Source organism: Pantanalinema rosaneae CENA516, assembly GCF_050753385.1.
Taxonomy (GTDB): Bacteria; Cyanobacteriota; Cyanobacteriia; order Leptolyngbyales; family Leptolyngbyaceae; genus Pantanalinema; species Pantanalinema rosaneae.
Genome location: NZ_JBLZFZ010000087.1, coordinates 1 through 22,588 on the forward strand (window position 1 = coordinate 1; position 22,588 = coordinate 22,588).

20 protein-coding genes are annotated in these 22,588 nt (G+C 51.9%); 10 read left to right on the forward strand and 10 right to left on the reverse strand.

Features of this window, described 5'->3' with window-relative positions:
- Positions 1–2,224, forward strand: a 2,224-nt coding sequence (gene priA / locus ACN4EK_RS29730) for a primosomal protein N' (RefSeq protein ID WP_431662058.1), incomplete at its 5' end; no start/stop codon positions are given.
- A 30-nt stretch (positions 2,225–2,254) separates the two neighbouring features.
- Here priA and ACN4EK_RS29735 read toward each other — a convergent pair.
- A complete protein-coding gene (locus ACN4EK_RS29735; RefSeq protein ID WP_431662059.1) occupies positions 2,255–3,205 on the reverse strand; it encodes an SPFH domain-containing protein in 951 nt (316 codons plus the stop codon).
- A 105-nt stretch (positions 3,206–3,310) separates the two neighbouring features.
- The gene (locus ACN4EK_RS29740; RefSeq protein WP_431662060.1) at positions 3,311–3,739 is read right to left on the reverse strand and encodes an NfeD family protein; all 429 of its coding nucleotides are present in this window, start codon (positions 3,737–3,739) and stop codon (positions 3,311–3,313) included.
- A gap of 299 nt (positions 3,740–4,038) precedes the next feature.
- Between ACN4EK_RS29740 and ACN4EK_RS29745 the strand changes: the two genes are divergently transcribed.
- Complete coding sequence (locus tag ACN4EK_RS29745; RefSeq protein WP_431662061.1) at positions 4,039–6,024, forward strand: PP2C family protein-serine/threonine phosphatase; 1,986 nt, start codon at positions 4,039–4,041, stop codon at positions 6,022–6,024.
- Between the two features lie 128 nt (positions 6,025–6,152).
- Positions 6,153–6,398, forward strand: coding sequence for a ferredoxin-thioredoxin reductase variable chain (locus ACN4EK_RS29750; RefSeq protein ID WP_431662062.1), 246 nt, complete (start codon positions 6,153–6,155; stop codon positions 6,396–6,398).
- A 25-nt stretch (positions 6,399–6,423) separates the two neighbouring features.
- Here ACN4EK_RS29750 and ACN4EK_RS29755 read toward each other — a convergent pair whose 3' ends face one another.
- From ACN4EK_RS29755 to ACN4EK_RS29765, 3 genes are all read right to left on the reverse strand, one after another.
- On the reverse strand, positions 6,424–6,660 hold the full coding sequence (locus ACN4EK_RS29755) for a hypothetical protein (RefSeq protein ID WP_431662063.1): 237 nt from the start codon (positions 6,658–6,660) through the stop codon (positions 6,424–6,426).
- Positions 6,661–6,725: 65 nt separating this feature from the next.
- On the reverse strand, positions 6,726–7,583 hold the full coding sequence (rsmH, locus tag ACN4EK_RS29760; protein ID WP_431662064.1) for a 16S rRNA (cytosine(1402)-N(4))-methyltransferase RsmH: 858 nt from the start codon (positions 7,581–7,583) through the stop codon (positions 6,726–6,728).
- A gap of 5 nt (positions 7,584–7,588) precedes the next feature.
- The gene (locus ACN4EK_RS29765) at positions 7,589–7,738 is read right to left on the reverse strand and encodes a hypothetical protein (RefSeq protein WP_431662065.1); all 150 of its coding nucleotides are present in this window, start codon (positions 7,736–7,738) and stop codon (positions 7,589–7,591) included.
- A 162-nt stretch (positions 7,739–7,900) separates the two neighbouring features.
- Between ACN4EK_RS29765 and ACN4EK_RS29770 the strand changes: the two genes are divergently transcribed.
- From ACN4EK_RS29770 to ACN4EK_RS29780, 3 genes are read left to right on the forward strand one after another with little or no spacing between them, the layout of a single operon-like run.
- Complete coding sequence (locus ACN4EK_RS29770; protein ID WP_431662066.1) at positions 7,901–8,050, forward strand: hypothetical protein; 150 nt, start codon at positions 7,901–7,903, stop codon at positions 8,048–8,050.
- A 2-nt stretch (positions 8,051–8,052) separates the two neighbouring features.
- The gene (locus ACN4EK_RS29775; protein WP_431662067.1) at positions 8,053–8,388 is read left to right on the forward strand and encodes a DUF433 domain-containing protein; all 336 of its coding nucleotides are present in this window, start codon (positions 8,053–8,055) and stop codon (positions 8,386–8,388) included.
- A complete protein-coding gene (locus ACN4EK_RS29780; protein WP_431662068.1) occupies positions 8,385–8,735 on the forward strand; it encodes a DUF5615 family PIN-like protein in 351 nt (116 codons plus the stop codon). Before ACN4EK_RS29775 ends, ACN4EK_RS29780 begins: the two co-directional genes overlap by 4 nt.
- Positions 8,736–8,784: 49 nt before the next feature.
- Here ACN4EK_RS29780 and ACN4EK_RS29785 read toward each other — a convergent pair whose 3' ends face one another.
- The gene (locus ACN4EK_RS29785; protein ID WP_431662069.1) at positions 8,785–10,617 is read right to left on the reverse strand and encodes a M48 family metallopeptidase; all 1,833 of its coding nucleotides are present in this window, start codon (positions 10,615–10,617) and stop codon (positions 8,785–8,787) included.
- Between the two features lie 251 nt (positions 10,618–10,868).
- Between ACN4EK_RS29785 and ACN4EK_RS29790 the strand changes: the two genes are divergently transcribed.
- Positions 10,869–12,053 carry an NAD(P)H-quinone oxidoreductase subunit H gene (locus tag ACN4EK_RS29790; RefSeq protein WP_431662070.1) on the forward strand — a complete coding sequence of 395 codons (1,185 nt, stop codon included), beginning with the start codon at positions 10,869–10,871 and terminating at the stop codon, positions 12,051–12,053.
- Between the two features lie 361 nt (positions 12,054–12,414).
- Positions 12,415–13,107, forward strand: coding sequence for a Crp/Fnr family transcriptional regulator (locus tag ACN4EK_RS29795; RefSeq protein WP_431662071.1), 693 nt, complete (start codon positions 12,415–12,417; stop codon positions 13,105–13,107).
- 42 nt (positions 13,108–13,149) lie between these two features.
- Here the strand turns inward: ACN4EK_RS29795 and ACN4EK_RS29800 are convergent, their stop codons facing one another.
- The 3 genes from ACN4EK_RS29800 to ACN4EK_RS29810 all read right to left on the reverse strand — a co-directional run bounded on the left by ACN4EK_RS29800 (position 13,150) and on the right by ACN4EK_RS29810 (position 16,436).
- Positions 13,150–14,175, reverse strand: a complete 1,026-nt coding sequence (locus ACN4EK_RS29800; RefSeq protein ID WP_431662072.1) for a glycosyltransferase family 2 protein — start codon at positions 14,173–14,175, stop codon at positions 13,150–13,152.
- Between the two features lie 139 nt (positions 14,176–14,314).
- Positions 14,315–15,034 carry a C40 family peptidase gene (locus ACN4EK_RS29805; protein WP_431662073.1) on the reverse strand — a complete coding sequence of 240 codons (720 nt, stop codon included), beginning with the start codon at positions 15,032–15,034 and terminating at the stop codon, positions 14,315–14,317.
- 223 nt (positions 15,035–15,257) lie between these two features.
- A complete protein-coding gene (locus tag ACN4EK_RS29810) occupies positions 15,258–16,436 on the reverse strand; it encodes a quinone-dependent dihydroorotate dehydrogenase (RefSeq protein WP_431662074.1) in 1,179 nt (392 codons plus the stop codon).
- Positions 16,437–16,875: 439 nt separating this feature from the next.
- On the opposite strand from ACN4EK_RS29810, the gene ACN4EK_RS29815 reads away from it, so the two are divergent.
- Both ACN4EK_RS29815 and ACN4EK_RS29820 read left to right on the forward strand, forming a co-directional pair.
- On the forward strand, positions 16,876–19,689 hold the full coding sequence (locus ACN4EK_RS29815; RefSeq protein ID WP_431662075.1) for a GAF domain-containing protein: 2,814 nt from the start codon (positions 16,876–16,878) through the stop codon (positions 19,687–19,689).
- 231 nt (positions 19,690–19,920) lie between these two features.
- Positions 19,921–20,517: a pentapeptide repeat-containing protein gene (locus ACN4EK_RS29820; RefSeq protein WP_431662076.1), complete on the forward strand. Its 597-nt coding sequence runs from the start codon at positions 19,921–19,923 to the stop codon at positions 20,515–20,517.
- Here the strand turns inward: ACN4EK_RS29820 and dnaG are convergent.
- A partial coding sequence (gene dnaG, locus ACN4EK_RS29825; RefSeq protein WP_431662077.1) for a DNA primase occupies positions 20,514–22,588 on the reverse strand: 2,075 nt, incomplete at its 5' end. The two genes, ACN4EK_RS29820 and dnaG, sit on opposite strands and share 4 nt — an antisense overlap.

Consider the following 22,588-nt stretch of genomic DNA (forward strand, 5'->3'; position numbering starts at 1 on the left):
AGATGTGTATAAGAGACAGCCCCTCTCCCCGATCGCCCAACATCTGCTGCAACTGCTACAATCCAGCAAATCCGGGGATTACAGTTGGCTTTATCTGCATCGGCAGGTGAAAGGAGCCCATCGGGGTTTACAGGAACTCGCTCAACGAGGTTGGGTCGAACAGTATCTGGAGCCACCGGAACCTGTGCGCCCTAAACAACGACAGGCAGTGATCCTGGTGGATGCGGATCACAGTGCTAATTTGACCACTCGGCAACAGGAAGTATTAAAGATCCTGAAACGCCAGGGCGGTGAACTCTGGCTCACCGATTTACTTCAACTCTGTCAAGCCAGTTCCTCAACGCTAAAAGCCTTGGAGCGACAGGGTTATTTAGTCGTTCAAGCGCGAGAAGTCTTACGGTCAGAGACTGGAGCCCCGATCGCCTCTGATACCCCCAAACCGTTAACTCCCGATCAGTCCCAAGCCTTAGCCCAGCTTCAATCCTTATCTGGCTTTACGCAGGTATTACTCCACGGGGTCACGGGATCTGGCAAAACAGAGGTCTACTTGCAGGCGATCGCCCCGATTTTGCAACAGGGCGGTTCTGCTCTGGTGCTGGTACCGGAAATTGGCTTAACGCCCCAACTTACCGATCGGTTTCGCGCCCGATTTGGCAATCAAGTTTGTGTCTATCACAGTGCCTTGTCTGAAGGAGAACGCTACGACACCTGGCGACAAATGTTCAACGGTCAAGCTCAGGTCGTGATTGGGACGAGATCGGCAATCTTTGCCCCCTTGTCTCGCTTAGGCTTAATCATTCTGGACGAAGAACATGACTCCAGCTTCAAACAAGACCAACCGCCGCCCTGCTACCATGCCCGCACGATCGCCCAATGGCGGGCTGAATTGGAGCAATGCCCACTGATTTTAGGCTCCGCTACGCCATCGTCAGAGAGTTGGGTCATGGTGAAAGGAGGTGAGGGAGGTGAGAGAGGTGAGAGAGGTGAGAGAGGTGAGGAAGAGAACCTGATCGCTTCCCCATCCTCCTTACCTTCCCCATCCTCCTTACCTTCCCCATCCTCCTTACCTTCCCCATCCTCCTTACCTTCCCCATCCTCCTTACCTTCCCCATCCTCCTTACCTTCCCCATCCACCCTCTACCTCTCCCTCCCCACCCGCGTCCATTCCCGTCCCTTGCCTGCTGTAGAGATTGTGGATATGCGGCAGGAATTACATCAGGGGAATCGATCGATTTTCAGTCGATCGCTGCAATTTGCCTTGCAAACACTGAAGGAGCAGAAACAACAGGGAATTCTGTTTATTCATCGACGGGGACATAGCACCTTTGTGTCCTGCCGTAGTTGTGGTTACGTGGTCACCTGTCCGAACTGCGATGTCTCGCTGGCATACCACCATACCCATAGTGAAGCCCAACCGTTTTTACGGTGTCACTATTGCAACTATGGGCGATCGCATCCTAAAAATTGTCCCAGTTGCGATTCGCTGTATCTGAAACATTTTGGTAGTGGCACACAGCGCGTGATTCAGGATTTGGCTGACCACTTTCCTGATTTGCGGACGATTCGCTTTGATAGTGATACCACTCGCACAAAAGGCTCCCATCGGGCATTGCTAACCCGGTTTGCCCAGGGAGAAGCGGAATTGTTGGTCGGTACGCAGATGCTCACGAAGGGGATTGATTTGCCCCAGGTGGGGTTAGTGGGAATTCTGGCAGCAGACGGCTTATTGCACATGTCTGACTACCGGGCGAGTGAACGTACATTCCAAACCTTAACTCAGGTGGCGGGACGCTGTGGTCGGGGGGAAACACCGGGACGGGTGATTCTGCAAACCTACTCACCAGAACATCCAGTCATTCAATCGGTAAAGCAGCATGATTATGTGGCGTTTATGCAGCCAGAATTACAGCAGCGTCGAAGCTTGCACTATCCCCCCTATGGACGGCTGATTCTGCTGCGGTTGAGTAGTGAGAATGCGATCGCAGTGCAAAAGGCAGCCGAACGGGTGGCGCAAACCTTAGCCAGTCTGTCGATTCCAGATATGCAACTACTAGGTCCGGCTCCAGCCACAATTTTACGAGTTGCCCGACGCTATCGCTGGCAGATTTTACTCAAGTTCCCTGTGGAGGCAGAGGTAAAGTTACCGGATCTGACGGAACTGCGTACCCTCTGCCCCAATGGGGTCAGCTTCCTGGTGGATATTGATCCGTTAAATGTGGGCTGAACCACAACGATTCGGTTCACGATCGCACGATTACCCGTGGTTTTGGTTGTCTTGGGCGATCGCCAACATGCCTTGGAGTGTGCCAGAAATACTGCGAGGATCCATAAACATCACCTTGCTGCTGTCGCTCTTGCCGATCGTGCTACCCATGTCCAGATAGCCTAATGCCAGCAATAACCGCCCCGCTTCCGCCGCCGTGGGATCGTTTTTCAACACCTGACCGACAATTTGAATCGCTTCGGCACTGGCTTGAGCTTTCAAAATTTGACTTTGACGATCCGCCTGAGCTTTAAGCACAATGGCTTTTTGTTCAGCTTCGGCTCGCAGAATCATGGACTTCTGACTGGCTTCGGCATCTAAAACCTGTGCCTCTGCTTTGCCTCGCGCCGAGTTAATCGCCGCTTCCCGTTCCCCTTCCGAGGTTAGAATCGCGGCTCGTTTGCGCCGTTCTGCCGACATCTGCAATTCCATCGATTCCTGTACGGCATGGGAGGGAATAATGTCTCGGAGTTCCACCCGTGTGACTTTGACCCCCCAGGGATCGGTGGCAATATCCAGTTCTCGCAGCAGGATTTCGTTAATCTGGGAGCGGGCGGTAAAGGTTTCGTCCAGTTCTAGTTTGCCCATTTCTGCCCGTACCTGGGTCAATACCAGGTTAACCATTGCCTGTCTCAGGTCTTGGACTTTGTAGTAAGCCTTCTCTAGATTGACAATCCGCCAATACACCACGGCATCGACCGTAATCGATACGTTATCGCGGGTGATACTGGGTTGCGGGGGAATATCGAGCACCTGTTCCCGTATGGTGCCCCGGTAGGCAATGCGCTCCAAAACGGGAAAGACAATTTTAGGACCGGGGGACAGCTTACGATCGTAGACTCCCAAGCGCTCGACCAAGGCTTCATCGCCCTGCTGAATCACCTTTACGCTGGAAATAGCACCACCAGCAATCAATAGTGTAATTAACCAACCCCAAGGCATAGTTTTTCTCCGAAGTGTTGTTGAATGTTTGTTGTATACCTGCCGTCAAGCTAGAGAGCCGATCGCCTCTGAACGGTCTGCCGATCTTCCTGTTCTGCCGATCTGCTAAAGCTGTCGCAGGGCAATCTCTGGCACTACAACCAGCATCGTTCCCTGCCGAGCCACGACATAAACTTTTTCCTGGGGCGCGATCGCTTGATGGTGATCCTCACAACGAGCTAACCAGGAATTGCCTTCATATAACACCCGTCCGGTTTTACCCGCCGGAATTTCAGTTAAGGTTTCGGCTTCTGTGGCATCTAACTTAAAGGCTGCTCGTTGTCGGACTAACCGGCGGGAGGCTGTCACCAGCACCAACGAGAGCACCATCCACAATGCCACTTGCAAATTGAATGGGATGAAGCCAGAAACCGCCGCTACAATCAGAGCGCTAATGCCTAACATAAAGGCAACAAAGGCAGTGGGCAGCACCGCTTCAGCTAAACACAGCCCTGCTCCAGCAATTAACCAAATTAACGTAGGACTCAGTGGCATAATATTGCGATCGCGCGAAGGATTAGAAGTAGAGCGTTACGGCACGCATAGAATTAAATTCACCTGGGCAAAGCTGAATTTCGGTAAGCACACCCCAGTCTGGTAAGGAGTTAGCCCCCAGGAATCAGGACAGTCGATCGGACGACCACTCGAACTCACAAATCTAGGAGGACTGCTATAGAATGAGTCGAGTTTTACATCTGACCTTAGTGTAGTCGCGTCACTCTAGAAGCGATTTGACCTGACAACCAACTTAACTTTTTTCATTACTCCCTGTTAAAAAACTGCTGCATCGCCGTATGAGTTCTCCTCAGCCCCAGATTTATTGCCCTAACCTCAATTGTTCAGCGCCTCTGAATGATTTTGGTCGCTCCGTTTGTGCCAACTGTCAAACGCCGTTGATTCACCGCTATCTCTGGGCAGTCGCAGAACCGACAGCAGAGCCGGTTGCGACCGGAACCCTGGTGGCAAGCAGATATTATATTCAATCTCCCCAGATCTGGCTGGATACCCAACCCGGGCTATTACCTGACTTCCCAACGGCAGAGCTCCCGGATACCCTCCTCCCTTATCTCTATCTCTATCCCTATCGTCTGCATGTGCCAGAGGTCTATGGCGTTTGTCCCAGTGGGGATGCCGAGACTTCTAGTGGCATCTTCTTTTTAGAGCATGTTCCCCTCGATCGCGAGGGCAATCTGTATCCCTCGATTGGGCAGGCATGGTCACAGGCGACGGCAGTGCGGCAGGTCTACTGGCTCTGGCAAATTCTGCAACTCTGGATGCCATTACTGGAACAGGGCGTAGCCTCCAGTCTGTTAGCTACCGAGAACATCCGGGTCGAAGGGTCGCGAGTGCGGCTGTGCCAACTGTTTCAGGATCAGGAAATTTTGCAAGCAGAGGAAACCACCGCAGCCCCCGAAATCGCCGCTTTAAATCTAGCGGATTTGGCGAACCTCTGGCTGACCTGGCTGGATCGGGCTAAATCCCCGATCGCCCAACGCTTGCAGGAAATTTGCCAGCAAATGCAGACCGAGGGCGTGGACATTCGAGAGATAACTGCAAAACTGAATCGCTTATTGCTGGAGCAAGCGGCACAACTGCCCCTACGACTTCAGATCTTGGGCATGACGGATACAGGGCCACAACATCAACATAATGAAGATAGCTGTTACCCCTTACCCACCGATAAACCCACCACCAGTGACCCACCTCCGGCGCTTGCCGAAACGATCGCCGACGTTAGCCCCGAATCCCCCGCGATCGTGCCGGGATTGGCGATCGTCTGTGATGGCATTGGCGGACATGAGGGAGGCGAAGTAGCAAGTCAGTTAGCAGTGCAGTCGCTCAAGGTGCAAATTCAAGCGCTGTTACAGGAGATCGCGACCCAGACAGAACTGGTCACTCCGGATGTGATTGGGGAACAACTGGAAGCGATCGTCCGGATTGTCAATAACTTAATTGCCGCGCAAAATGATGCCCAGGGTCGGGAATCTCGGCGACGGATGGGAACAACATTAGTCATGGCGTTGCAGTTGCCACAAAAAGTTACGTTACCGAAGGGCAGAACCTCACCCAATAGCCACGAACTTTACTTAGTGCAGGTGGGAGATAGTCGCGCCTACTGGCTCACCCAACGTCACTGTCGCCTGTTGACGGTAGATGATGATGTGGCAGCGCGAGAAGTGCGGACGGGACGTATGCTGTATCGTGAAGGGCTGCAACGTCCGGATGCGGGGGCGTTAACCCAGGCTCTAGGCACACGGGATAGTGAATTTTTACATCCCACAGTGCAGCGATTTGTGATTGAGGAAGATGGCATTCTGCTGCTCTGCTCCGATGGCTTAAGCGACAACGGTTGGGTAGAAACCTCCTGGGCAGAGGTGACTGAAGCGGTGCTGAAAGGGAAAAAATCGCTGGAGACAGCCGTACAGGATTGGATTGATTTGGCGAACCAACGGAACGGTCACGATAATGTTTCAGTGGTTCTATGCCATTGCCATGTCTCTACGCCCCTACCAGAAATCTCTTTGATTGATCCGCCAAAACGGGATCCGGCAACTCAGTCAGATACAGAGACTAGCTTAGTGGCAACGGCTCCGACCCGCGATCGTCCGGCTCGTTCAGGGGTGCGATCGCTCGTAACACTACTCGCAGGCAGTTTAGTTGCCTTTGTCGTGGCAGGTGGCATTGGCTTAGCAATATGGTCACAAACTGATCCGGCTGGCTTCCAGCAATTCCAGGAACGCCTGTTAAAACTGGGACAACGGGACAACAACGAATTGTAATGATTATCACAAGTCCGGCTAACCGACGGTTGGAAAGGGACAGTCTTATGCCAAGATAAAGAATTGTCAAAAACGCTGATTAAACCTGTACATCACCGTTCGCACTGCTGTAAGGGAACACTTGAACTATGCAAATTGATACAGAATCATTTCCCATTGGTAGCCGGGTTCGAGTTGCTCAGTCAGTCGTCGTCTATCATCATCCCCAACATCGGAATCAGCCCTTTGACCTCCAGGGACAGGAAGGAGAAGTGGTCGATGTCGTGAAAGAATGGCATGGCAAGCCGGTTAGTGCCAATTTTCCCTTTCTGATTAAGTTTGAAGGAAAATTCAGAGCCCATCTGCAAGCCCATGAGCTAGAAATGGTTGGTTAATGATCTGATGATTGGGGTTGGTTGACTACGATCGCCGACCCCGGAAAAACCAACCCAAAATATTGATATCTCCCTGCATTTTGGCTAGTTCCTGCCGATGTTTGGCGGCCATCGCATAATACCGTTGGCAATACTGCTCAAATTCGTCCCGATAGTGAATCTCGGCATAAAACTCGCGCGTGATCTGCTGGGACTCCAACACTTCCACAATTCCCTCCGCCTCCGATTCGGGAATGGGAGCCATCCATCGTAAATCTGCCATACGTCACCCAGGGATGCGTCACACTATCTCTCCATCTTCCCTGATCTGTTTAGGAAATGGCAGGTTTATAGTCTTTCTGCAATCCGGAGTTTCGCCGATCGCGATCGCACATTCTCCTTAATTTCATCCTCTTGAGGAACGATCGGTTTTTTGGTGACGACTTGCAGGAGTTCTGATTCCTTTAAACGGTGTTTGACAATTCGATCTTCTAAACTATGGAAACTGATGATAGCTAACCGACCACCGGGTTTCAGCCAGAGAGGCGCTTTGTCCAAAAAGGTTTCCAGTACCTCTAACTCGCGGTTCACGACAATTCGTAAGGCTTGAAATACACGGGTTGCCGGATGAATCCGACCGTAGCGATAGGATTTGGGCACAGAATAGGCGATCGCTTCGGCTAATTGGGTCGTCGTTTCAAACGGGCGATCGGCAACAATCCGGCGGGCAATCCGCCGCGACAACCGTTCTTCACCATAGGTATAGAAAATGTCTGCCAGTTTGGTTTCGTCCCAGTGGTTGATTACTTCGGCGGCGGTTAACTCCTGGCGTTGATCCATCCGCATATCCAACGGAGCCGGTTGGCGGAAACTAAAGCCGCGATCGGCAACATCAAACTGAGCGGAACTCACCCCTAAATCCGCCAGAATGCCATCAAAATGCAGATCACCGGGATCAAATTCGGCAAAATTGGTGCGGTGAAATTGCACCCGATCGCCAAATTCCGCCAGAGTTACTTGAGCCGCCGCGATCGCCTGGGCATCCTGATCCAACGCCGTTAGCCGCACATCTGGGGCACTGGCGAGGATTAACTGACTATGTCCCCCCCCGCCCACGGTGGCATCTAAATACTGTCCTCCAGCATGAATCGCTAATCCGGCGATCACTTCCCGACTCAACACCGGAATATGGTAAAACTCACTCACAATTTCTAACTGCCCTGGCAACCACTAAACCAGCTTTGATCCTGGCACTTTTCGCAAGGAATAGTATAGTTGCCGCTGGCGATCGTGAACCAGCACCACTCGCGATCGGGGTGGAGTTGGGCACTCAATCCCTGCTTTGGGCATGTTCGTATCATTAGGAGGTATATCTAAGAATCAATCAGGCTCGATTTGACCCGCAGGGTTTGCGCGATCGTTTCTATCCTGACTCATCCGGAAGAAAACCTATATTTTTGGTAAAACTCTGCCCTAGCAACTGATTTGCTAAGATAAAAAAACTTAATACCCGTTTCGTTGCTATGCAGTACCCTTTGCATACGGTATCTCAACCTGTGAGCGGGGACGAAGCCCGTAAGTTAGCTCGTGCCATCAAGTTAGGGCAATATATTGCAAATCCGGCAGCGATCGCAACTGCCAAGCGAATTGCTGGACACCCAAATAAACTCTGAATATGACTCTTACGATCGTGGCGGAACCTGCACCCTTAACCGCCAATTCTGATGGTGTGGTTTGTGTTGGTGGCACACGGGTGACTTTAGATACTGTGGTGGCTGTATTCAAGCAAGGCGCAACAGCCGAGGAAATTGTTCATCGTTATCCATCTTTAAGGCTGGGTGACGTTTATGCTGCGATCGCCTTCTACCTCAACCACCAAGAGGATGTAGAGAACTATCTCCAGCAGAGACAGCAAAAAGCTCAAGAAATTCGTCAAATTAATCAGACTCGATTTGATCCACAGGGTTTGCGTGATCGTCTACTATCCCGACGAGTAGAGCAGCAAACGTGATTAAGCTGCTAGCGGATGAAAATTTAGACAATACAATCATCCGAGGCTTGTTGCGCCGCAATCCAGAGATTGATATTGTCCGCGTCCAAGATATTGGGTTATCCGGAGCAGATGATCCGGTTGTACTGGAATGGGCTGCCAATGAAAACCGGATTTTGCTGACTCATGATGTCGCGACAATTACCCGCTACGCCTATGAACAGTTAGCCCAAAGCCTATCGATGCCTGGGGTAATTGAGATTCACTCAGATGCACCGATCGGCAGGGTCATAGAAGATCTGTTTATGCTCCTGGAGTGTGCCACACTAGAGGAGCTAGATGGTCAAATTTATTACCTGCCCCTATAAATCGATCGCCGTACAACAATAGGAGATTGAAGGTTAAGTTGAGTAGCGACTAAACTAGCTTTGATGCTGGCACTTTTCGCAAGGAATAGTATAGTTGCCGCTGGCGATCGTGAAACGGGACGACTCGTACATCCATTGATAGGCACAGAGTTTGACTGACCATTTCCACCAGTTCCCAATCCCGCAGCGAGTGAATCGGATCGTGACGATTCAGTTGCCACATAATACCCAGCACATAGCAGGGGTTTTCCGGTAGATACTTCACCTGCCGTCGGGCGAAATACGCTTCTCGCACTTCGGGATATTGCCGGAGTTGCCAGATTACCTGATCAATATCAGCGGCGGATAGCCCATGCGGTTGACAGCCAACTTTGCCTGTAAAGTCATCCCGTTCCTGCTGCGATCGTTGCCAGAGGGGATATAACTCGCGGTATTGCTGGAGGTATGCAACTGCCTGCTCCTGCCGTCCCTGCCGCTTCAAGCCGGAATAGAGAGACTCAAACCCGTAAACCAGAAGATGGGGTTGGTGTTGAATCGCCGTTTCCAGGTGATCTAGTCCGGTGGGCGATCGCTGTTTCAGCAACAGATCCCCTAGCCGATAGTGGAGCATGGCATGATCCGGTGCTTGTTGAATTAAGGTTTGGAGTTGAGCGATCGCCGTAGCAGGATCACCAAATTCGGCGGTCAACAAAGCGAGTTTCAATGCCTCTTCTATGGTCAAAGCCTGGGATTGTTGGCGTTGTTTGAGTTGCTGCCAAAATCGCGATCTCAGTTGTGCCCTGGCATAGTCCTGCTGCCACCGCTTGCCATGCTCGGCTTGCCACTGTTGATCGAGCATTGCCACCGCCCAATCCGCCTCCTTATCTAGAAAATACTCGGCGGCGGTTTTTTCAATCACGAATGGCAATGGCAGTTCTGCCGTGGTGTAGCGATAGCCATACGCCTGTAACCGCTCACTCAAACTCGGATGGGTATCATTGTGATCGGTCTTGCGGGCGAGTTCCAGTTCCAGCCAGGTGGTAGCGAGTTCTGGGGCGATCGGAGTTGCCAGTTGCTCCAACAGGGAGGAAACGGCGTTATCCGGTGGTTGGGGTTGCTGGGCAGCGCGGCGATAAAACTCAGCCCGAATTTTGGCGGTATGGTGTCCTTTAATGTAAATCTGGATCAAGTCCTCGGCGGCATGTTGGGTTCCGGCGTAGTCGGCAGCACAGCGATCGGCATAGTATTCATCACTGCGAGACAGGACAAAACTATAGGCACGAAAAAATGGCTCATACCATTTGAAAAAGGGATACATCAGGATTGAGGCGCGATCGCCCTGTTGTGCCGCTAACAATGCCCAGGCACGCCGGATGCGATAGACCCAACCCGTAAACCGGGAGTGCTTACCAGATAGGTGTCCTAATTCATGGGCTAAGGTAGCCCGAAACTGTTCCGGAGACACCGATTGCATCAGGGGCACTCCCAGTAACAAGTAGTTGGTATACCAGCCAAATAAGCCAAATTTAGGCGCTTCCAGAACGGCAGCATTTAGATCGTCAGTCAGCAGCACCCGATCGATCTTGGGAGTATTCAACTGGGCAGACAACCGATCGAGTTCCTCAAATAACACGGGAAACCGGGCGCGATCGACGGGAATCCCGGCTGGCGGTGTGATTCTGACCCAAAATAAGCTAGCTAAGCCAATCACCACTAAAATGGCATACTCGATCGCCATCACCGCAACTAATAGCGCCGCCACTCCCCCCAGGATCAGCAAAATATAGGCATACCCTAAGGCAATCAGCAACGTCACTCGCCAGCGATAGGCTTGAGGATGTTTGTGGGCATAGCCTTCCAGTTGCTTGATCAACCTATCAAACCGTTCCAGGTTCACTGTCATGGACATTTCATTGCAGAATTCACGTAACTCTATCGTTCCCTGTCAGAACGGAAATGATGATCTAGTTCAGTCATAGCAAACTCAGCGAACCCCAGTCTCTATAATCAAAGAGGGCATTGAATCTCTGGCTGATGTCTTGCAGGAACGCAGCAGACCGTTGCAGTTCCTCAGGAGCGACGGAGTGAATTCGCTGAAATGTCCTGCCCTGACTTCACAGCACAGACCTTATACCGAGGGGAGACTGTTCACCTATGGCAATGATTGAGACGAAAACCGAACCCATGGTGCTCAACATGGGACCTCACCATCCCTCCATGCACGGGGTGTTGCGGTTGATCGTCACACTCGATGGGGAAAATGTGATTGATTGCGAACCGGTGATCGGCTATCTGCACCGGGGAATGGAAAAAATTGCCGAAAACCGCACAGTAGTGATGTATGTGCCCTATGTCAGCCGGTGGGACTATGCGGCAGGCATGTTTAATGAAGCCATCACCGTGAATGCTCCCGAAAAGTTGGCAGGCATCCCCGTCCCCAAACGGGCGAGCTATATTCGGGTGATCATGCTGGAACTGAACCGGATTGCCAATCACCTGCTGTGGTTTGGGCCCTTCCTGGCGGATGTAGGGGCGCAAACTCCCTTCTTTTACCAATTCCGGGAACGGGAAATGATCTATGACCTGTGGGAAGCGGCTACTGGCTACCGCATGGTGAATAACAACTATTGGCGAATTGGTGGCGTTGCGGCTGACCTGCCCTATGGCTGGGTCGATAAATGTGAAGATTTCCTCGACTACTTTCTGCCGAAAGTCGATGAATATGAGCGGCTTGTCACCGATAATCCGATCTTCCGTCGCCGGGTGGAAGGCATTGGCACCATTACCCGCGAAGATGCGATTAATTGGGGCTTATCAGGTCCGATGTTACGCGGCTCCGGCGTGAAGTGGGATCTACGGAAAGTGGATCACTACGAGTGTTATGACGATTTCGATTGGGATGTAGCCTGGGCAACCGAGGGAGATGCCTTTGCTCGCTATCGGGTTCGTATGGACGAGATGCGGCAATCCGTGAAAATTATCCGGCAGGCAATCAAGGGGCTACCGGGCGGTCCTTACGAAAACTTAGAAGCGAAACGGATGGCAGAAGGTCCGAAGTCCCAATGGAATGAGTTTGATTATCAGTTCATTGGTAAAAAGTTAGCTCCAACCTGGAAAGTACCGGCGGGTGAACACTACGTGCGCCTGGAAAGTGGCAAAGGGGAGCTAGGGGTATTCATTATGGGGAATGATAATGTTTTCCCCTGGCGGTTTAAGGTACGGGCAGCCGACTTCAATAACCTGCAAGTCTTACCTCACTTACTGCGTGGTATGAAGGTGGCGGATATTGTCGCGATTTTGGGCAGTATTGATGTGATCATGGGCTCCGTCGATCGCTAATTTCTGCTAGCGTCCTCCTCTATGGCTTTAGACCTTGGGGCAGTTCATCAGGGATTGTCCCAAGTTTCTGTCCTAGCGGAGAATCCGATCCTTACACCTATAACCAACCAATGGGGTAGGTCTGTCAAATGATGGATTGATCGTTATATCTCTCTGCTCGGTTCGAGCTTACTGCTATCTTTAGAGATATCGAAGTAACCATTGAGTAAACTGTGCGATCGATGCATCAGCGCCTGTAACTATTACTCTGAAGCCAGTTGGAGTAGTTTACCGCCTCCAGAGAAAATCTATTTCGTAGTCCGCTAGACTACAGCTATGATTCGACTGTCGCCCATTCTAGTTTTTGACCTAACCATTTTTCATGCAGACCGAAGCGTTCAGTGAGCTGTTTCCCCTTTTAACCGCCGCCAACCCAGAAACCCTGGAATGGTTGCTATCCGTTGCTGTTGAACATGAGTATCCCGCCAATCGCGCTGTGTTGATGGAAGATGCTTGGGGCAACGCGGTCTACTTTGTTGTCTCAGGTTGGGTAAAGGTACGCCGTTTGTCTGGCTCGGGTGAGGATAATGTGGTGACACTTGCTGTTCTGGGGCGGGGAGACTTTTTTGGGGAAATGGCAATTCTCGATGAATCGCCGCGATCGACGGATGTGATTGCCCTTTCTGCCGTTAAATTGATTAGTATTTCGGCTCAGCGCTTTATCCAAACCCTGTTTAAAGATCCGCAGTTACACCACCGAATGCTGCAATTAATGGTACGGCGACTCCGGCAAACGAACGTCCGGTTTCAACTGCGCCATCAGGCACCCGCGATCAAGCTCGCCAATACCCTGGTCTCTCTCGGCGAAAATTATGGGCACGAGTCAGCCAATGGCATCGAAATCTTCAACATTCCCGCGAAAGATCTGGCGGATGTCACCGATATTGGCGTAGAAGAAACCAGCAAGATTATGGAAAAATTAGAGAGCAAAGGCTGGATTAAAACCGATGTTTCCAGCCAGAGTCTCTATTTAGTCAACATGAAACAATTAATGCACCTGGCGGGTAAGGTTTAAGGTTGCCCTAGAGCCACCTCCAGAATATTGCTCAGGTCGGCTCTAGGATTTACTGGTAGTCACATCTTCACTCTCCGCATCAACGATTTCTCGAATCCGATAGATTGGTCGTCCCTGAGATTCGTGATAGGTTCGCATCACCAATTCGGCTAATAGACCAACGCTAAATAATTGAATCCCCCCCAGAAATAGCACGACTCCTAGGGTCAGGAGCGGACGGTTGATCGTTGCCCCAAAGGCGATTTTGATGCCGGTTAAGTACAAACCAATCGCAAAGCCGATCGCCAGGGAAATCAGACCAAACGACCCAAAGGCGTGCATGGGTTTGGTTAAAAATTTCCGCATGAACCAGACGGTCAGCAAATCCATAATCACCCGGAACGTGCGCCCCAGCCCGTACTTACTCTTGCCATACTGACGGGCGTGGTGTTGTACCGGCAGTTCGGTAATCCGGGCACCTTCGATGAATGCCAGAGCAGGTAGGAAGCGATGTAACTCGCCATACAGTTTCATATCAGCGACCAGTTCTGCCCGATACGCCTTGAGAGAGCAGCCGTAATCATGCAGTTTAACTCCCGTTACCTGACCGATCAGCCAGTTGGCAATTTTGGAAGGAATCAGGCGGGTCAGGGTCGCATCCTGCCGATTTTTCCGCCAACCACTGACCAGGTCATACCCTTCCTCCAGTTTGGCAAGCAACATGGGAATATCGGCTGGATCGTTTTGCAGATCCCCATCTAAGGTGACAATCACCAAGCCTTGGGCATGGCTAAATCCGGCTGCCATGGCTGCCGTTTGTCCGTAGTTACGGCGCAGAATTACCCCTTTTAAGTCATTGCGGCTGGTGGCAAGCTGTTTCAACAGTGCCGTTGACCCATCAGTTGAGCCATCATCCACACAAATCATTTCGTAACTCAGCCCTGCGGTCTTTAAGCAACTGGCGATCGCCTCAATCAGTTTGGGCAGGCTGTCATATTCGTTATGAATCGGCACCACGATCGAAACGGCGGGAATTAAGGAGGGTGCAGCCCAGAGTTGCCCTCGGTCAGGGTGGAGTGAAGTCGTCATCGTCCGGGAAAGAAGGATAGGAGGACAGGATGTGTGAGGAGGGCGCTTCCCTAGATCAACAGGTTGGCAGCAGCAATTGTTTCTGCATTCTACGATAGACTTCTGCCTAAAGTGGGGAGTTCCAGGGAAAAATCGATCGTTACGCCAGCAATTCCGCCTGGGGTTGGTAGGCAGCAATTACCCGTCCGGCTCCGCGCCACTGTGACCGATAGGCACGACCGATCGCAGTTGTTTCATCCCCTAAGCGATCGATGGCGATCCCGTTATGTCCCTGATCTTTACCAGAACTATGAATGTAACGATCCTCACCCAGATATAAGCCAACGTGGGTCGCTTTCGTTGCCGACCCAAAGAACACCAGATCACCGGGCTGGAGGTCAGCCACCGCGATCGCTTGGGTAAATGCCTCTTGCTGGTAAGCATCTCTGGGAAGCCAGATGCCGATTGAGGCAAACGCCGCTTGCATCAAGCCAGAACAATCATAGTTGGGCGGTACCGTCCCCCCCCACAGGTAATGGTTGGGCTGTGCCATCGCCGCCTGCGTGTAGGCAATAATTTGGGGGATTCGTGCCCGAATTTCAGCCGCCGTGACAACTCGGGGTTGGTAGGGAGCCGCCGCAACCGTTAATTGCTCCAGGTCATCACCTGCCAGCCACCCTGGATAATCGTCTTCACAGAGCCGCACTGGCACAGCGACGCGATCGCCCTGGGGTGATGGACTCGGTTCTGCCAGAATTCGCAGGTAGCGAGTGGCTGCCGCCTGAGTCGCCAGACGGTCTAAGGCAGGAGAATCATACACATTCAGGGTTTGGCAACAGCGATATTGAACGGCAGGAGAGAGGGCAGTAGACGAAACCATCATGCAATGAAGAATCGTGAAGGGATCGGAATTCATCCTCAGGTTGAGTGAATCATAACAGTCCATTCGCTATTCCCATTTGTTGTCTCACAGCACTGAAATTCACCGAGACATTTTTGGCAAATTTCTCCGGATGAGGGTGGGGCAACGGGAATAAAGGAATGGTAGATGCACCCTGATTTCACCCCCGGCTTCTGGTCGGGGGTTTTATTATTGGGGAGGTTTAATCCTGCAAGCCGATCGCATCCGTAATCGTCGTTAAGCCGCGATCGTCCAGTTTTTGCCGCAAGCCCGTCAGCACCCGCCGTAGCATCCAGGGACCTTCATAAATCCAGCCGGTATAAACCTGAAGTAAACTGGCACCTGCGGTAATTTTTTCCCAGGCATCCTCCGCCGTAAAAATGCCACCTACACCGATGATCGGCAACCGTCCCTGGGTTTGCTGATAAATAAACCGGATCACCTCGGTCGATCGTTGCCGCAGGGGCGCACCACTAATGCCTCCGGCTTCTGCTTGAATCGGATTGCCCGTCTCCGGTAAAATCTGGGTCTTTAATCCCTGTCGTTGAATCGTCGTATTGGTGGCAATAATCCCCGCTAGCTGATGGGTTTCAGCCAGTTCCAAAACGGCTGTAATCTCGTCCCATTCCAAATCGGGAGCAATTTTCACCAGCAAAGGCTTTTCCCCCTGATTTTCCTGCTGTAAGGCTTGCAGAATAGGCGCGAGTTGGTCACTAGCCTGAAGCGATCGCAATCCCGGTGTATTGGGCGAACTCACATTCACCACAAAATAATCTCCCCACGGCTTCAGCACCCGAAAACTGGCTAAATAATCCTCAGCCGCCGACTCCAATGGCGTAATCTTCGATTTGCCCAAATTAATCCCGATCGGCAATCTCCTTACTAAACTCACCCGATCCTCCCCCATCTCTCCCATCTCCCCCATCGTCCCTGCCCACCGTTCCCGCAAACACTCCACCATCGCCTGGGCACCGTGGTTATTAAATCCCATCCGATTGAGAGCCGCGCGATCGGGTAACAAACGAAACAATCGGGGCTGCGGATTTCCGGGTTGGGCGTGCCAGGTCACGGTTCCCAGTTCGGCAAAACCAAAGCCCAAACAGGACCAGACTCCGGAGGCAGTCCCATTCTTATCAAATCCAGCCGCTAACCCGATCGGGTTAGGGAAGTGCAGCCCCCAGAGGTTAGACTGTAGGCGCGGTTCGGAGAAACCATAGGTCTGTTGCAATCGCGCTCGCACCCAGTAAGCGGCGGTTTGGCGATCGTCGGTATCCAGCCACCGCAACACTTGTAAGCTCCGTTGATGTAACCATTCTGGATCGGCTTTGACTCCAGAGAACAGGATGGGACGAATGACCCCGCGATAGATATCCAAAACCACTGCTTCCTATTGCTGAACAAACTGTACGCAAAAGCAACTAAGTTGCCCTTTCGTATTGGCTACAAATCCCGTATGTTGCGGGGTGAAGTTATCAACTCCGTGGTCTAGGATGGTAGCATCAAACCGTCTTCCCAAGCTCGTCTAGTTCCATAGGCAGGCTGCCACTTCCCCCCAGAAACCGCCTCAGATATCTCTGGGCTGCCCTGGTGAGTTGGCAATCTCAGAACCAGTTGAATCACCACCGGAGCGAGGCGATGTTTCACCCTAAGTTAAGGGATGATGGAGTTAGCGTGATGTTGGGAGAATTTTGGCAATTCGTGTCAATTTAGGCAGTCTCCTCCTCCTTTCTTCGTTGATCATATCTATGTAACTTATTAGCGAATGCCCTCTTCATATTTCTGGTTTGAATTAGTATCAGCATCTTTATTGCGCTACAGAAATGGTTCAACATAAGGAGCCGAACGCTTACGACAAACAGTTAGTTGCTCTGGGACGAGTCCTGCAAATCCTGCGGGAGGAAGAAAATTCTGATGTTTTGATTGATACAATCCTCAGCTATCTTCATACAGAGTTTGACTACAGCCTGGTTTGGCTAGGACTTTACGATCGCCTGGAACACCGATTATTTGGCAAAGGTGGCATGACTCCGAATGGAGAAAACGCCGCCTTTCTGAAACAACGGTTTCTACTCAGTCCCGGCGACATTATGGAACAGGTGGTGATTCAGCAGCGTCCCCTGGCGGTGCCAGACCTGCGGGAAGAACTACGAGCCGGGGAATGGCGCAAAGTGGCGCAGACCTTCAAGATTCAGGGAACGCTAATTTTTCCAATTCGCTATCGCGATCACTGTTACGGGGTGACGCTACTCGGTTCGACCCATTGGGGCGTTTCACCCAGTTCCGAGGAGAAAGCCCGCCTGTCCATGATCTTAGGGGAATTAGCGGCGGCGCTATTCAAAATTGAAATGGAGTGGCAACGGCAGCAGACGAAGCATCCCGATCAACCCCTGTTTTCCCTATTGTCCAAGTTGCGATCGCTGACGGGATTGGGGCCACGGCTGGAAGCGGTAGTAGAGGAAACCCATCAATTCATTCAGCCAACTCGCACCAGCGTGTATTGGTTTGAACGGGAGCGACGGTACTTTTGGCGACGGTTAAGTAATCGGCAAAAAGCCAGTGGCTTTCATGAGTCCAATCAACCGGCCTCTGGCATTACAGTGCAGGAAGTCAGCGGATTTTATCAAGCCCTATTATCAGATCAGGTTGTGTCGATCGGGGAAGCCCATAGTTCGCTGAAAGCAGATACCACCACCCGATTGATGCAGCAAATTCGGGCACGATCGCTATTAGCCGCGCCAATTTTATTTCAAGATGAATTATTAGGATTCCTCGCCGTGGAGGGCAATGAAGCCCGTATCTGGACAGAACAGGAGAAAAGTTATGTCCGGGGAGCCGCTCAAATCATTGCACTGACAGCACCGTTAGATGAAATGGAAGCGACGATCGCCCAGATTAAACTGGATCAGGCACTCACGGCTGAAGTGGCTCGCTCCATCTATAGCGAAGAGGATTGGAAATCGACCCTGAAACAAACCGCCGAGCAGGTCTGCCAACGCTTGAAAGCCGAACGGTTTTTGGTGCTGTTATATGACAAAGACCGGGATGAGTTTGCCATTTGTTATCAAAGTCATCCGGGAAATCGCCGCCCCTTACCGGGCGCATTAGAGACACTGAGTGAGTCGGATTGGCGGTTGTTGGAACAAAGTCAGTCGGCGATCGGCATCGAGAATTTAGATGGTGACTTAAAATTTATGTCCTGGCGCGATCGCTTGCTGGAAGTGGGCGCTAAGGCATTGATCCTGTGTAACACCGCGATCGGTCGGCAACCGATCGAAGGGTTGGTCATGGTGTGCTATGAAACCCCCCGCACCTGGAGCCGCCCGGAACAGGATTTGTTACGCGTTGTCAGTCAGCAGATTGGGGTGATTCTGCATGAATGGCAGTTACAAAAGCGGAGTGACCAGCAACATCGGATTACCGAAGCCATTCAACGGGGACTGCTGGGCATGCAGCAAACCCACCAGCTAGAAACCGTGGAACGGTCAGCGTTGCAGCACCTCAGTCAGGTATTGCAAGTGCCGTTAGTGGCGTTAGTCACCTGGCTACCGGGGCACAATGTGGGACGAATTCATGTCCCCACGTCGTTGAATGAACGATTTGGGCTGAATCTGAATTTGACCATCCCCATCCAAGCCGATCTCCTGATTCAGTGGACGTTGGAACATAAGGGGATTCTGGCGGTGACGATCGCCGACCTGCCCCCCGAAACCCGGCAATGGATTACTGGCTCCCACATCGGTCAAGTGTTAACGCTGGCGCTCCGAACGGCACCGGAGCATCAAATTACTGGCATGCTGTTGGTTGCCGATATTGCTGAGCGGCACTGGTCAGAATATCACTTAGCAGCAATGTTAACGCTGGGCAGTCAGTTAGCCTGGTCACGTCGCTATCTTGCCTTGACCGATCGCCTGACCAGCCAATGTGAAGACTTGGAGCGGTTGAACTGGTACAAACATCGGGTACTGGAAGACAGCTACCGGGCGATCGTGGGCAATGTCAAGCGCTTGAATGACTTGGGCAATCCCAAAGATCCGTTATTTATTACCCGACAACAACAACTCCTGCGGCAGTTGCAAGATACCTTGATGCCATTGGCACAACTGATGCGGGATGAACAATGGCAGGTGCGCTCCTACACCAGCACCATTTCCTTAATTAGTTTGCTCAAACGGGCGTTGGAACGAGTCGATGGTTTCCTGAAGCAGCGGCAGATCTGGTCCCAGGTTCATGATGAAACGAATCTCACCATTGGGGGGGATATTGGCAAAATTGAATTGATTTTGTATGAGGTGCTGGTGTCTGCCTGCCAACGAGCCATTACTGGCGGACGCATTGACCTCTGGTGTCGCCAGATCGATCCGCGCTGGTTTGAACTCTCGATTACCGACAATGGCTTAATCGAGCCGAACTTACTCCTGGCATTGGAAACCGATCGACCTCCCGATCGTCTCGCCCCCTCCATTTTGGATCATCCACCGGGGCTACATCTCGCCATTTGTCGATCGCTGATGCAGCAGGTGGGTAGTGAGTTTAGCCTGACCAAGCTGGATGATGGACGCATTCTCAGTCGGTTGGTGCTGCCGATCGTCGTTAGTCCAGCCTCGCAAGCGAAATCGTCGGGGCGATCGCAGTAGGGAGCGGGGGATGGGGAGATAGGGAATGGGGAGATGGGGAGATGGGGCAGGTCGGCAAATTTGTCTAACTGTTGCAGTTTGAGTCTTTAGAGCCAGATTAGCAACGGATTCCGCTAGTATCAGGATGGCAGGATGACGGATCAGTCACTGGGGCAAGTAGTTCTCAGGACTGGTGAAATTCGCCTGGATTGACCTCGACAACACGATATTCACGATCGATGAACTAGAGTGATGAATCGTAACCAAGTAGACACCCGACCTCCCCTCACTGACCTGGCTCGTTGCCGCATTCCTCGGCTGGATGTGCGATCGGGACGACAGGTAGACCGTTCTCGCCATCCGGCAATTGCCCTGATTGTGGGCAGTCTGGCGGTTATGGTAGTTTGGCTGGGGTTGGCGATCGGCGCTCCGCTCTCGGCTTTGGCGGTGGACTACAACAAAGAATTTTTAGTAGGGGCAGATTTTTCGGGGCGGGTGTTAACCGATGCCAGTTTTACGAAGGCAAATCTGCGGGAGAGCAATTTCGATGGGGCAAATCTCCAGGGAGTCAGCTTCTTTGGGGCAAATCTAGAGGGGGCAACGCTAGAAGGGGCAGATTTACGGAATGCCACCCTGGATACTGCCCGGTTTTCGTCGGCGAACCTGCGAAATGCCAACCTCGAAGGGGCGTTTGCCTTTAATGCTAAGTTTGATAATGCCACCATTGAAGGGGCGGATTTTACCGATGTGGAAGTCCGGCAGGATGCCCAAATGTTGCTATGTAAGTTAGCCAAGGGCACAAATCCCGCAACGGGACGGAATACCCGCGATACATTGAACTGCCCCTAAACTTCCCCAAACCAGGGCGTTTGAATTAAGTCTGTGAGAGTGACCTGCCGGAGTTGCTGATCGATTTCGGCAATTCGCAACTTTTCACTATAAATTCGTTGCTGATACCACAGACCCAGTTCCGGGGCGGCGGCAGTATCCGTTTGTTCCCACAGAGTTTGGAAGTGGCGACAGCGCTTTTCACACATGACCCGCTCCATCGTGGCAGTGGCGGCTCGAATAATCAGCGAGGCTCGGACAAGATCGAGTTTCGTCTTTTCATCGGGGTGAAACAGATAGTAGACCCGCGCCATTTCGGCCGGAAACTCGGTACAGCGATCTTGCAGTTGGCTGAGTAGATCGGGTGGGGCAGTGTCGGGAGAGAGGACGGTGAGGGAGGTCGGAAAGGTCGGGGAGGTGAGGGATATGGGGAGGGTGGGATCGGAGGTGGATGCCGATGACTGAGTGTTGTTACTGTCCTCTAGTTCAAGAATTTGGCGCCAGAGAAAGCGGTGATGGGACAAACTGAAGTCTAGGTCATGGTCTTCCAGGGCGGTGGTGATCTCATTGCGGCATCGGGGGACATGCAAATAGAGCCGTAATAGTTGGGCTTCGGCTTCTTCCAGAAGGGTACGATCGCGGGTGGTTTGCCATTTTTGCGATCGACCATGCCAGCGTTCGCCCCGTACCTGTAACCGCAAATCTTCCTCTAACCGCAGCGCTAACCGAGAATCGCCCTGGCTTAACAGTTCGGCACACTGATGAATGTAATGGGTTCTTAAAGTGGCGTTGGGTAAATTACCTAAAAGCTTGACGATCGTCTGCACACAGGCTTGAAATTGGTCAGCTTGCTTTAGATCCTTCCCCGCGATCGCTTGCTGAATTTGCCAATCAATCCACAGGGGCGCTTCGTCAAGTAACGTGCGATAGGTGGTTACGGGATGAATCCGCAGAAATTCGTCCGGATCTTTCCCCGATGGGAGATTTAACACCCGTAGCTGAATGTCGCCCCGATATGCCATGGCTTCGACTTCGTTGACTGCCCGTTCTGCCGCTTGATTCCCGGCACGATCGGCATCGAAGTTCAAAACAATCCGCTTGGATTCGGTATAGCGCAGCAATTGTTTCACCTGAGCCGTACTTAACGCTGTTCCCATCGATGCCACAGCATTGGTAATCCCGGCATTATGTAAGGCAATCACGTCAAAATAGCCTTCTACGACCACGGCTCGGTCTTGTTTGGCGATCGTGGCGCGGGCTTTGTCGAGGGCAAACAGTAATTTACCTTTATCAAATAATTCGGTTTGCGGTGAATTGAGGTACTTTGGCTGCTCATCACCTAACGTGCGTCCGCCAAAACCAACCACCCGTCCCTGGAGGTCATGAATCGGAATGATCAGGCGATCGCGGAATCGATCGTAGTACCCTCGCATACCCTTCGTGTCCTGACTGCCATCGGGATGGGGGCTATTCTCCACCTTGCGTGGCACAATTAAACCCGCCTGTTCGACCAATTGGACGGGATAGTGCTTTTGCTCCACCAAATAGCCATACAACGTTTCCCAGCCTGCTGGAGCGTACCCCAGTTGAAACTGTTGGATAGTTTCTGGACTTAAGCGCCGTTGCGACTGCACATACTCCAGGGCAGCCTGACCCTGCGGTTGAAATAACGCATGTTCAAAGAATTTCGCGGCAACTGCCACAATTTCATACAATTGCTCCCGCACCGATAACTGCCGTTGGAACTCCTGCCGATCCTCGACCTTGAGGGTTTCAACCGGGACTTGATAGCGACGGGCTAACTCGACGACCACATCCGCAAACGATCGCTTGCCCAATTCCATCAGAAACTTAATCGCATTCCCACCCGCCCCACAACTGAAGCAGAAGTAAAACTGCTTACTGGGACTGACGGTAAAACTGGGGGATTTGTCGTCATGGAAGGGACACAGCCCAACAAAATCTTTGCCCCGCTTCCGCAACACCACATGCTCAGATACCACGTCCACAATGTCTGTACGCTGCTTAACGTGTTCGATCGTGTCGGGATGCAGGCGGGGGATGTCCATAGGGCTGTCTCTTATACACATCT